Source organism: Pseudoalteromonas carrageenovora IAM 12662, from assembly GCF_900239935.1.
Lineage (GTDB): Bacteria > Pseudomonadota > Gammaproteobacteria > Enterobacterales > Alteromonadaceae > Pseudoalteromonas > Pseudoalteromonas carrageenovora.
Window position 1 is genome coordinate 2252342 of the sequence record NZ_LT965928.1, and the last position, 13121, is coordinate 2265462.

Genomic DNA, 13121 nt, shown 5'->3' on the forward strand with positions numbered 1-13121 from the left:
CTAGTCCCTCAACGATGCATTAAATTTATCAGCCAATTCGGCCACCACGTTATCAACTACTAGATTGATGTCTTTCTCTTCGAGTGTTCTATCAACCGCTTGCAGTGTTAGAGCAATCGCCAAACTCTTATAATTTGGCTCAATACCTTTGCCCTTATACACATCGAATAAGTTTAGGTCAACCAATTGATTTCCGCCAACTTTTTCTATCGCGGTTAAAATATCACCAGATTTAACGCTGTCGGCCACTAAAATAGCGATGTCGCGGCGATTTGAAGGAAATTTTGATACCCCTACAGCTTGTGGTAAATTTCTTTTTTCGATTGCCGACATTTCAATTTCAAACACAAAAGTTGCGTTGTTGATATCTAACGATTTTTGCGCTTGTGGATGTAATGCACCAAAAAAACCAACCTTTTTACCATCAACATAAATAACTGCTGATTGGCCTGGGTGAAGTCCATCTGACTGCTCTGCTTTAATTTCAAAACGGCTAACATCATTGGTGATCGCAAGTAATGCTTCTACATCACCTTTTAAGTCGTAAAAATCAACGTTACGTTTTTCTTCAACCCAATGTTCGCCGTGTGCTAAACCGGTAATTACCCCACCAAGAACTGGCACCTGATAAACACCGTTTTCAGCACTTTCATCACTGATAAATTTAAGACCGTGCTCAAATAAGCGAATACGCGGTTGCTGACGGTTTTGGTTATAGGCCACTGAAGCCAATAAACCAGGCATTAAGCTGACACGCATAGCCGACATTTCAATTGAAATTGGGTGCGGTAATACAAGCGCATTGCTATCTGGGTGTAAGATAGTTTGTGCTTTAGGATCTACAAAGCTATAAGTAATTGCTTCTTGGTAACCACGCGTAACGAGCGTATTGCGGAACTTACTAAGCGCAATTGTTGACTCGTCATGCGTTGTCATTTTGAGTTTTGCAGTAGGTGCAACATTTGGGATACTGTTGTAACCGTATACACGCGCAACTTCTTCAATTAAATCTTCTTCAATACGAATATCAAAACGGTAACTTGGTACGTCTGCACTCCAGCTATCATTTTCTACTTTAACATCAAGGCCTAAACGAGTCAGAATATCAGTTACTTTAGCATCATCAATATGATGACCTATTACGCGGTCTAAACGAGAACGGCGAAGACGTACTTCAGTCACTTTTGGTAATTTATCTGCTGCAACAGCTTCAACTACAGGACCTGCTTGACCACCAACAATTTCAAGTAATAAAGCGGTTGCACGCTGCATTGCATCATGTTGTAGTGCAAAATCTACACCACGCTCATAACGATGTGACGCATCGGTATGTAGGCCGTAACTACGTGCTTGCCCAGCAATTGCAACCGGATTAAAGAACGCACTTTCAAGCAGTATGTCTGTTGTTTTTTCAGTAACACCTGATTGCTCACCACCAAAAATACCGGCGATAGCAAGTGCTTTATTATGATCGGCTATAACAAGTGTAGAGTCATTCAATTTAGCAGTATTACCATCAAGTAGTACTAGCTCTTCACCTGCATTTGCACTACGTACTTTAATTCCACCTGCAATTGCACTTAAATCAAATGCATGCATTGGGTGGCCAAGTTCTAGTAATACATAGTTAGTTACATCAACAACCGGATCGATTGAACGAACGCCACTACGGCGTAGCTTTTCAACCATCCAAAGTGGTGTTTCTGCATCAAGGTTAATACCCTTTATAACACGACCAAGGTAGCGAGGGCATGCATCTTCGTTTACTAGTTCAATTGATACTTTATCGTCAATTGTTGGTGTAACAGATGGAATAGCTAATACATTTACATCAATGCTATTTAAAACACCTACTTCTCGTGCAAGGCCTTTAATACCTAAACAATCACCACGGTTTGGTGTTAAGTCAACATCAATAATGTTGTCATCAAGGCCTAAGTATTCGCGTAAATCAGTGCCTACTGGTGCATCAAGTGGCAATTCCATTATGCCATCGCCTTCTTCGCTAATACCTAGTTCAACAAAGGCACACAACATACCGTGAGAAGGCTGACCGCGTAGTTTTGCTTTTTTGATTTTAAAGTCGCCAGGTAATACAGCACCTACGGTTGCAACAGCTACTTTGATGCCTTCACGACAATTTGGCGCACCACAAACGATATCAAGCAGCTCATCGCCACCTACGTTAATTTTAGTAACACGAAGTTTGTCTGCATCAGGGTGCTGACCACATTCAACCACTTCGCCTACTAGCACACCATTAAATTTGGCTGCTGCTGGCTCAACTCCATCAACTTCAAGACCAGCCATAGAAAGCTGTTCCGAAAGAGCTTGCGTATCAATAGCAGGGTTTACCCACTCTCTTAACCACTTTTCACTAAATTTCATTTTATTATTTCACTCTTAACGGAACTGGTTTAGGAATTTTAAGTCATTTTCAAAAAATGCACGTAAGTCGTTTACGCCGTAGCGCAGCATAGTTAAGCGCTCTACGCCCATACCAAATGCAAAACCAGTGTATTTTTCTGGGTCAATACCCACCGACTTAAGAACGTTAGGGTGAACCATGCCACAGCCTAATACTTCTAACCATTTACCGTCTTTACCCATAACATCCACTTCAGCAGATGGTTCTGTAAATGGGAAAAATGAAGGACGGAAACGAATTTCCATATCTTCTTCAAAAAAGTTACGTAAAAAGTCATGTAAAATACCTTTAAGCTCAGTAAAGCTTACATCGGTATCAACCATTAACCCTTCTACCTGATGGAACATAGGAGTATGAGTTTGGTCGTAATCGTTACGATACACTCGCCCTGGTGAAATAATACGTAGCGGTGGCTGTTCTGTTTCCATAGTACGAATTTGCACGCCACTTGTTTGTGTACGCAGTACTAATTTAGGATTGAAATAAAAGGTATCGTGATCAGCACGCGCAGGGTGATGCTCAGGGATATTTAATGCATCAAAGTTATGAAAGTCATCTTCAATCTCAGGGCCTGATTTAACCTCAAAACCTAACTCACCAAAAAAGCTTTCAATACGTTCAATTGTTCGTGTTACCGGATGCAATCCACCTGTTGGCATTACACGCCCAGGTAAAGTAACGTCAATTGTTTCTGCGGCTAGCTTTTCTTCTAGTGCTTTACTTGCTAAAAGCTCACGCTTATCGTTAATTGCAGCTTGAACATCTTGCTTAGCTTGGTTAATTACCTGCCCTGCTTCTTTGCGTTCTTCAGGAGCAATTTTACCCAGTGTTTTAAGTAAGCTAGTGATTTCGCCTTTTTTACCAAGGTAATTAACCCTGATCTCTTCTAGTTGCGCGATTTCACTGGCACTGGCTACCGCCTCAAGTGCTTGCGCTAATATATTTTCTAAGTTCATTCGATACCTGATCTTTCACAGAAGGTGATTACAATTTAATTGACTAATGATAACTGAAAGCAGGGTCTAGATTCTAGACCTACTACAGCTTTAACGTTGATTTTATAAAGGGAATTGTTAATTTTCGCTGTGCAGCCATAGATGCATGATCTAATTTGTCTAATACATCGAGTAAAGCGCGCATATCACGGCTTAAACGCGTTAGTAAAAACCGTGCACATTCATCGCTCAATTCCAATCCACGCATATGCGCACGTTTCACAAGCGCCTGAGCTTTATCATCATCGCTCATAGAGCGAATTTGAAATGTAGTGCCCCACTTTAGCCGAGACTCTAAATCGGGAAGGCTAATATTGAGCATATCAGGAAGTAAGTCAGCGGTAACTACGAGCATTTTCCCAGGTTCGTTAAAGCGATTATAGAAATTAAATAATGCTTTTTCCCAAGGATCATTCCCAGCGACTAAGTGAACATCGTCTATACACAATACATCGAGAGCCTCTAAGCCATCGAGCACCATCGGGCCAAAATCAATAACTTCACGCATTGATAATAGCATGTTGGATAACCCGCGCTCTTGTGCTTTTACACAAGTGGCGTATAGCAGGTGAGACTTGCCTGAATCACCTAAACCACATAAATAGGTGTACTGAAACGTTTTAGATAACTTTGAAAAGCTGTCCTTTAAATGGTTAACCTCTAACGAGTCCTCACCACCAAAATATGATGCAAAGGTTTCATCATCCGGTAAGGTGACCGGTAAAGCCATTTGCATAGGCTCAGCGTTTTGCATTACTCGCCAACCCACTGATATTCTAAACTACTTTTATCAACCACATGATAAAAAGCACGTGGGTCAACGTAGTCTCTAAAAGCAGAATCAAGGCCAAGTGCTTTTTTAAGATCGTTTACACTGCCCGTATGGTTTAACTTAAATTCAACAAGCTCTGGAGTTTTTCGTAAAATAGTTACGTCGGTTACTACACTTAAACTAAGTAATCTACGTTTTGCTAATTCGATATCAACAAAGCTATTAGTTTCTTTTAAAGTAAGTGTTGCAGAAGCTTGCTGATAATAGGCATTAGGATCAATTGCATATTCGCTTGCAAGGCCTTGCGCGAGAGTATCAATCATTTGCCCTACAATTTGCTGCTTGTCGCCCGTTAATCTATTTGATTCAAACAAATCGTCGTTAGTAAAGCGCCAATCTAGTATCCAGTTTTCACTGTCTTGTTCTTGAAACATTCTTGCAGTAATACTTCGCTCTGCACTGTAACGCTTAGATGCTTCTTCAACGGGCTCAGAAAAATTCCCCCAAACTTCGGGGACACCTACTAAGCGCCTGTCTTGTAAATCAAGCAAAGGCACAACAACTGGTAAGCCACGGCGTCCTGCTTTATCATAAATTAACTGCTCCAACTGCGGGTAACTTTCTTGTGTTACTAATTCTCTGCGCCAATTGTCTTCAATACCTAGCCAAATAGCAACGAGTGGTCGCTGAACACCCCACAGTGGTAAATTGAGCTCTTTAACAAGCGCATTTATTTTACGCGCTTCAAATTTAACAACTAATTTAAGTTTTCCGTTTGCTCGCTCGTCATACTCAAATTTGAGCATATAATCTGAGATATCTTTAGTGCGTTGCTGCGCAAGTTTATTTTGATCTGCTGTTTCATCACCACTCACTTTAACTAAAACATTAAGCAATGCCTTGCGGCTCGCATTTAAACGCGTATCTCTGGTTTTATCATCGACGTTTAATATATCTTGATACAGATCAGTTACTTCAACCGCCGATACAGAAAAACAAAATATAAATGATATGGCACTAATTAATAATCTATACACAGGCTATTAGTTCTTGGTTTTAAACTGTTTTGATCCTAAATCAAAGCCAGTAACAAAGCAAAATTATATTTGTTATCCAGCACTATCAGATTAGTAAATATATAAATAATAACTATACCTCTGTGCTTAACTATAAAAGCTCTTTGATTTGATCTCGACATATTCACAAGATTGAGGAATTGGTTGATGTGATGTACGCAGATTGTGGATAATATAGCAAATGCGACACTTCCAGGCAGAGAAATTTTTGATGTTGTCGTCGGGAGTCGCTACGCTCGCCTGACCTATGTAATAGAGGCTTGATGAGTGTCTATCAATTGTGCGCATTTTACTTTTCTGCAGACAGCAAAAAACCCGTTACATTGCTGTAACGGGTTGCTTTAATTTGAAGCCTGGTAATGTCGTGGTGCCCACAGCGGTGGTGAGTCACAGTGAAATGCTACACTACCGTTGGCCGGGGCTCGCCTTCGAGCTGTTTTGTTTCACTACTGAGCTCGGCATGGGCTCTTGGCTATTTATTAAACCCCAGACAGCAAAAAACCCGTTACATTGCTGTAACGGGTTTCTCTTATTTGAAGCCTGGTAATGTCCTACTTTCACATAGCAAATGCTACACTATCGTTGGCCGGGGCTCGCCTTCGAGCTGTTTTGTTTGACTACTGAGTTTGGCATGGGCTCTTGGCTATTTACTAAACCCCAGATAGCAAAAAACCCGTCACATTGCTGTAACGGGTTTCTTTAATTTGAAGCCTGGTAATGTCCTACTTTCACATAGCAAATGCTACACTATCATCGGCGCTGTTTCGTTTCACTACTGAGTTCGGCATGGAGTCAGGTGGGTCCAAAACGCTATTGTCACCAAGCAAATTTGGTGCAAAGGATTAATGATAAGCACGTAGTGCTACTATTTCCTTTGCGCAAGGTGCCTCTACTTTAACGCTACGCGCTAAGAGTCACCTCATAAATTTGGAAAATATCTGATAATATTTTTTAAGTTTCTAAGTAATATCTACTTTAGTCATTAACTTCTGTCGCTTTACTGTCACAAAACGCGTTTGGCGTTGTATGGTTAAGCCTCACGGGTAATTAGTACAAGTTAGCTTAATGGCTCACACCACTTCCACATCTTGCCTATCAACGTTGTAGTCTTCAACGGCCCTTCAGAGACTTTAAAAGTCTAGTGAGAAATCATCTCGAGGCCTGCTTCGCGCTTAGATGCTTTCAGCGCTTATCAGTTCCGAACGTAGCTACCGGGCAATGCCATTGGCATGACAACCCGAACACCAGCGGTTCGTTCACTCCGGTCCTCTCGTACTAGGAGCAACCCCTCTCAATTCTCAAACGCCCACGGCAGATAGGGACCGAACTGTCTCACGACGTTCTAAACCCAGCTCGCGTACCACTTTAAATGGCGAACAGCCATACCCTTGGGACCGACTTCAGCCCCAGGATGTGATGAGCCGACATCGAGGTGCCAAACACCGCCGTCGATATGAACTCTTGGGCGGTATCAGCCTGTTATCCCCGGAGTACCTTTTATCCGTTGAGCGATGGCCCTTCCATTCAGAACCACCGGATCACTATGACCTACTTTCGTACCTGCTCGACGTGTCTGTCTCGCAGTTAAGCTGGCTTCTACCATTACACTAACCGTACGATGTCCGACCGTACTTAGCCAACCTTCGTGCTCCTCCGTTACTCTTTGGGAGGAGACCGCCCCAGTCAAACTACCCACCAGGCACTGTCCGTAACCCCGATTCAGGGGCCAACGTTAGAACATCAAAACTACAAGGGTGGTATTTCAAGGACGACTCCAACAAAACTAGCGTCTCATCTTCAAAGTCTCCCACCTATCCTACACATGTAGGTTCAATGTTCAGTGCCAAGCTGTAGTAAAGGTTCACGGGGTCTTTCCGTCTAGCCGCGGGTACACAGCATCTTCACTGCGATTTCAATTTCACTGAGTCTCGGGTGGAGACAGCGTGGCCATGGTTACACCATTCGTGCAGGTCGGAACTTACCCGACAAGGAATTTCGCTACCTTAGGACCGTTATAGTTACGGCCGCCGTTTACCGGGGCTTCGATCAAGAGCTTCTCCCTAAGGATAACCCCATCAATTAACCTTCCGGCACCGGGCAGGTGTCACACCGTATACGTCATCTTGCGATTTTGCACAGTGCTGTGTTTTTAATAAACAGTCCCAGCCACCTGGTCACTGCGGCTCCCGTCCGCTTAGAGAGCAAGTCTCATCACAGATAGGAGCGTACCTTCTCCCGAAGTTACGGTACGATTTTGCCCAGTTCCTTCACCCGAGTTCTCTCAAGCGCCTTAGTATTCTCTACCTGACCACCTGTGTCGGTTTGGGGTACGATTCGGTATAATCTGAAGCTTAGAGGCTTTTCCTGGAAGTATGGCATCAACAACTTCATCACCTTGGTGACTCGTCTCGTGTCTCAGGTTTAATGTTCGTCCGGATTTACCTAAACAAACGCCCTACTCACTTTCACATGGACAACCATCGCCATGCTTGCTTAGCCTTCTCCGTCCCCCCATCGCAATTATACCAAGTACGGAAATATTAATCCGTTTCCCATCGACTACGCCTTTCGGCCTCGCCTTAGGGGTCGACTTACCCTACCCTGATTAACATGGGATAGGAACCCTTGGTCTTCCGGCGTGCGGGTTTTTCACCCGCATTATCGTTACTCATGTCAGCATTCGCACTTCTGATACCTCCAGCATGCCTCCCGGCACACCTTCAACGGCTTACAGAACGCTCCCCTACCACTCAACGTAAACGTTGAATCCGCAGCTTCGGTGCATAGTTTAGCCCCGTTACATCTTCCGCGCAGACCGACTCGACCAGTGAGCTATTACGCTTTCTTTAAAGGATGGCTGCTTCTAAGCCAACCTCCTGGCTGTCTGGGCCTTTCCACATCGTTTCCCACTTAACTATGACTTTGGGACCTTAGCTGGCGGTCTGGGTTGTTTCCCTCTTCACGACGGACGTTAGCACCCGCCGTGTGTCTCCCGGATATTACTTTACGGTATTCGGAGTTTGCAAAGGGTTGGTAAGTCGGGATGACCCCCTAGCCTTAACAGTGCTCTACCCCCGTAAGTATTCGTCCGAGGCTCTACCTAAATAGATTTCGGGGAGAACCAGCTATCTCCCGGTTTGATTAGCCTTTCACTCCTAGCCACAAGTCATCCCCTAACTTTTCAACGTTAGTGGGTTCGGTCCTCCAGTTGATGTTACTCAACCTTCAACCTGCTCATGGCTAGATCACCGGGTTTCGGGTCTATACCTTGCAACTAATCGCCCAGTTAAGACTCGGTTTCCCTACGGCTACCCTATACGGTTAACCTCGCTACAAAATATAAGTCGCTGACCCATTATACAAAAGGTACGCAGTCACCTAACAAGTAGGCTCCTACTGCTTGTACGTACACGGTTTCAGGTTCTATTTCACTCCCCTCACAGGGGTTCTTTTCGCCTTTCCCTCACGGTACTGGTTCACTATCGGTCAGTTGGGAGTATTTAGCCTTAGATGATGGTCCACCTATATTCAGTCAAAGTTTCACGTGCTCCGACCTACTCGATTTCACTTAAAATGTCTTTTCATGTACGGGACTATCACCCTGTATCGTGGCACTTTCCAGAGCCTTCCATTAACACATAATAAGCTTAAGGGCTGTTCCGATTTCGCTCGCCGCTACTTTCGGAATCTCGGTTGATTTCTTTTCCTACGGGTACTTAGATGTTTCAGTTCTCCGCGTTCGCCTCGTTAACCTATGTATTCAGTTAACGATACCTGCAAGCAGGTGGGTTTCCCCATTCGGAAATCCTAGTCTCAAGCGCTTTTTACTAGCTTGACTAGGCTTATCGCAAGTTAATACGTCCTTCATCGCCTCCAACTGCCAAGGCATCCACCGTGTACGCTTAGTCACTTAACCATACAACCCAAACGGGTCTTTGTTCGTGACAGTTTAACTTCGCCAGAAGTTAATATTGAATACTAAAGTAGATACCAATCAATCAACTCAAAGAGTGATTAAATGGCACTGAATGATACTGCTATCATTCTTTTTTACTTTTGAAAACTCTTGATAAATACGAATATTTATCAGAATTTTATTATCAGCTTTTCCAAATTTTTAAAGAGCATATTAATTAGTAAACCCAAAGGGCACTACTAACTAACAATCATCTGTGTGGACACTACGAACAAATAAGTTCTAAATCGTATAAGGAGGTGATCCAGCCCCAGGTTCCCCTAGGGCTACCTTGTTACGACTTCACCCCAGTCATGAATCACTCCGTGGTAAACGTCCTCCCGAGGGTTAGACTATCTACTTCTGGAGCAACCCACTCCCATGGTGTGACGGGCGGTGTGTACAAGGCCCGGGAACGTATTCACCGCGTCATTCTGATACGCGATTACTAGCGATTCCGACTTCATGGAGTCGAGTTGCAGACTCCAATCCGGACTACGACGCACTTTAAGTGATTCGCTTACTCTCGCGAGTTCGCAGCACTCTGTATGCGCCATTGTAGCACGTGTGTAGCCCTACACGTAAGGGCCATGATGACTTGACGTCGTCCCCACCTTCCTCCGGTTTATCACCGGCAGTCTCCTTAGAGTTCTCAGCATTACCTGCTAGCAACTAAGGATAGGGGTTGCGCTCGTTGCGGGACTTAACCCAACATCTCACAACACGAGCTGACGACAGCCATGCAGCACCTGTATCAGAGTTCCCGAAGGCACCAAACCATCTCTGGTAAGTTCTCTGTATGTCAAGTGTAGGTAAGGTTCTTCGCGTTGCATCGAATTAAACCACATGCTCCACCGCTTGTGCGGGCCCCCGTCAATTCATTTGAGTTTTAACCTTGCGGCCGTACTCCCCAGGCGGTCTACTTAATGCGTTAGCTTTGAAAAACAGAACCGAGGTTCCGAGCTTCTAGTAGACATCGTTTACGGCGTGGACTACCAGGGTATCTAATCCTGTTTGCTCCCCACGCTTTCGTACATGAGCGTCAGTGTTGACCCAGGTGGCTGCCTTCGCCATCGGTATTCCTTCAGATCTCTACGCATTTCACCGCTACACCTGAAATTCTACCACCCTCTATCACACTCTAGTTTGCCAGTTCGAAATGCAGTTCCCAGGTTGAGCCCGGGGCTTTCACATCTCGCTTAACAAACCGCCTGCGTACGCTTTACGCCCAGTAATTCCGATTAACGCTCGCACCCTCCGTATTACCGCGGCTGCTGGCACGGAGTTAGCCGGTGCTTCTTCTGTCAGTAACGTCACAGCTAGCAGGTATTAACTACTAACCTTTCCTCCTGACTGAAAGTGCTTTACAACCCGAAGGCCTTCTTCACACACGCGGCATGGCTGCATCAGGCTTGCGCCCATTGTGCAATATTCCCCACTGCTGCCTCCCGTAGGAGTCTGGACCGTGTCTCAGTTCCAGTGTGGCTGATCATCCTCTCAAACCAGCTAGGGATCGTTGCCTTGGTGAGCCATTACCTCACCAACTAGCTAATCCCACTTGGGCCAATCTAAAGGCGAGAGCCGAAGCCCCCTTTGGTCCGTAGACATTATGCGGTATTAGCAGTCGTTTCCAACTGTTGTCCCCCACCTCAAGGCATGTTCCCAAGCATTACTCACCCGTCCGCCGCTCGTCAGCAAAGTAGCAAGCTACTTTCTGTTACCGCTCGACTTGCATGTGTTAGGCCTGCCGCCAGCGTTCAATCTGAGCCATGATCAAACTCTTCAATTAAAAAGTTTTATGTCTTTCGACAGCTCAATGAATTCTGAATTTTTGTTTTTGTTGCCAAAAACGAATTGACTGTGCGTTATTCTTTTTACTTTTAAAAAAGTAAAATCAAAACAGCTCAAGGCTGAATCTTTTAATAACATATGGTCACTCAGTTTCAATTGAGACTCTAATTTGTTTGCCTCGCTACCGAAGTAGGTTGGCTGTTAGAACTCAATCTGTACGAGTGCCCACACAGATGATTGCTTTATATTGTTAAAGAACGTTTTGAGTCGCTTTAGCGTCTCAAGGGATGCGAATAATACACCCTTTATTTTTCGAGTCAACACTTTGTTTTAAACTTTCTTTTTAGAAGATTCAAAACCGAAGTTTTATTTAACTCTCTGAGCCGCTGCTGCCTTGCTATGCATCGGCGTTTCCCGTCTCAGTGGGGTCGCATTATAGGGAGATTCGATTCTTACGCAAGCGTTTTATTAAGTAAAATTAGATTTATTTTATACACAGATGAAGCTCACAACTAGATCACAAGTTACTCACAAAAGCCTGTTGATAACTGTGCTTTTTGCACTTTAAAACTAAACTCTTTTTGTTTGTTGTGGTAAGTTGCCAGCACTTTTTCAACTCATGTATTTAGGTAGTATCCATGACAGACATAATAAATAGTATAAGTGCCCTTTTGTGGGGCCAAGTTCTCGTCTACTTATTAATAGCGGCAGGCCTGTTTTTTACCGTTCGGTTAGGCTTCATTCAAATTGTCCAATTTCCACATATGTTTAAAGTAATGTTTGGTTCGCGTAAGTGCGGCGATAATGAGATATCGTCATTCCAAGCTTTTTGTACATCATTAGCCGCCCGTGTTGGTACAGGTAATATGGCAGGTGTAGCTGTTGCTTTATATTTAGGTGGCCCAGGTGCAATTTTTTGGATGTGGCTTATTGCCTTAATAGGAATGGCAACTAGCTTCGCCGAAAGTACACTGGCACAAGCTTATAAAACAAAAGATGCTGAAGGCAATTTTAGAGGTGGCCCTGCTTATTATATGGAAGTAGGTTTAGGCAAGCGTTGGATGGGCGTTTTATTCTCGTTATGTTTAATTTTAGCTTTTGGCCTAGTATTTAATGCCGTACAGTCAAACTCTATTGCTGCAGCATTTGAAGTAGCGTTTGATGTACCAAAATATATTGTAGGAATAGTGCTTGTTGTTGGTTCTGGTATTATTATCTTTGGTGGCTTAAAAACAATCTCTCGATTTGCAGAAATGGTTGTGCCTTTTATGGCATTAGCTTATTTATTAGTTGCGTTGTATGTATGTGCAATGAACTTTACGGCTTTACCTGATGTACTAGTACTTATTATAAAAAGTGCTTTTGGACTTGAACAAGCAGGTGCAGGTGCTATTGGTTACGGTGTAACACAGGCAATGATCCAAGGGATCAAGCGTGGATTATTCTCGAACGAAGCTGGTATGGGCAGCGCAGCAAATGCTGCCGCAACTGCAACACCTTATCCACCTCATCCGGCATCACAAGGCTATGTACAAATGCTTGGTGTATTTATTGATACTATTGTTATTTGTACCGCGACCGCGTCGTTAATTTTACTATCTCAACAATTAGTACCTGAGTCTGGGGTGATGGGTATTGAACTTACGCAAGCAGCTTTACAAGAGCATGTTGGTAGCTGGGGTTCTTACTTTGTTGCTATCGCTATCTTGTTCTTTGCTTTTACTTCTATTGTTGCTAATTATTCATACGCTGAGACTAATTTAATGTTTTTAGAACATAACTCTAATAAAGGCATGTTTATTTTTAGATTGCTTGTATTAGCAATGGTGATGTTTGGTGCTATTGGTGAACTTGGCTTAATTTGGACATTAGCTGACATATCAATGGGGTTAATGGCCATTGTAAACGTAATAGCGCTGTTTATGCTTTCAGGAGTTGTTGTATGGTTATCGAAAGATTATAACGAGCAACGCAAGAAAGGTCTAATACCTACCTTTGATAAAAGTAAACACCCAAAACTCGATAAAGAGGTCGACCCCGAGGCCTGGAAATAAAAATCAAATAGCGAGCTACGGCTCGCTTTTTTAGCTCTATAGTTTATTTA

At 43.6% G+C, this 13121-nt stretch carries 5 protein-coding genes and 3 rRNA genes; 1 reads left to right on the forward strand and 7 read right to left on the reverse strand.

Features of this window, described 5'->3' with window-relative positions:
* The 7 genes from pheT to ALFOR1_RS10190 form a co-directional block, all read right to left on the reverse strand.
* Positions 1 to 2388 carry a phenylalanine--tRNA ligase subunit beta gene (gene pheT / locus ALFOR1_RS10160; protein WP_104642895.1) on the reverse strand — a complete coding sequence of 796 codons (2388 nt, stop codon included), beginning with the start codon at positions 2386 to 2388 and terminating at the stop codon, positions 1 to 3.
* Positions 2389 to 2403: 15 nt separating this feature from the next.
* Positions 2404 to 3384: a phenylalanine--tRNA ligase subunit alpha gene (pheS, locus tag ALFOR1_RS10165; RefSeq protein WP_006794499.1), complete on the reverse strand. Its 981-nt coding sequence runs from the start codon at positions 3382 to 3384 to the stop codon at positions 2404 to 2406.
* An 82-nt stretch (positions 3385 to 3466) separates the two neighbouring features.
* On the reverse strand, positions 3467 to 4177 hold the full coding sequence (gene hda, locus ALFOR1_RS10170; RefSeq protein ID WP_131692440.1) for a DnaA inactivator Hda: 711 nt from the start codon (positions 4175 to 4177) through the stop codon (positions 3467 to 3469).
* Positions 4177 to 5232, reverse strand: a complete 1056-nt coding sequence (locus ALFOR1_RS10175) for a DUF2066 domain-containing protein (protein WP_104642896.1) — start codon at positions 5230 to 5232, stop codon at positions 4177 to 4179. Before ALFOR1_RS10175 ends, hda begins: the two co-directional genes overlap by 1 nt.
* Positions 5233 to 5980: 748 nt before the next feature.
* A 5S ribosomal RNA gene (gene rrf / locus ALFOR1_RS10180) occupies positions 5981 to 6095 on the reverse strand.
* 202 nt (positions 6096 to 6297) lie between these two features.
* A 23S ribosomal RNA gene (locus ALFOR1_RS10185) occupies positions 6298 to 9187 on the reverse strand.
* Between the two features lie 292 nt (positions 9188 to 9479).
* Positions 9480 to 11015 (reverse strand): 16S ribosomal RNA (locus ALFOR1_RS10190).
* Together the 16S, 23S and 5S rRNA genes form the textbook arrangement of a ribosomal RNA operon.
* 640 nt (positions 11016 to 11655) lie before the next feature.
* Between ALFOR1_RS10190 and ALFOR1_RS10195 the strand changes: the two genes are divergently transcribed.
* The gene (locus ALFOR1_RS10195) at positions 11656 to 13071 is read left to right on the forward strand and encodes an alanine/glycine:cation symporter family protein (RefSeq protein ID WP_104642897.1); all 1416 of its coding nucleotides are present in this window, start codon (positions 11656 to 11658) and stop codon (positions 13069 to 13071) included.
* Positions 13072 to 13121: the final 50 nt, after the last annotated feature.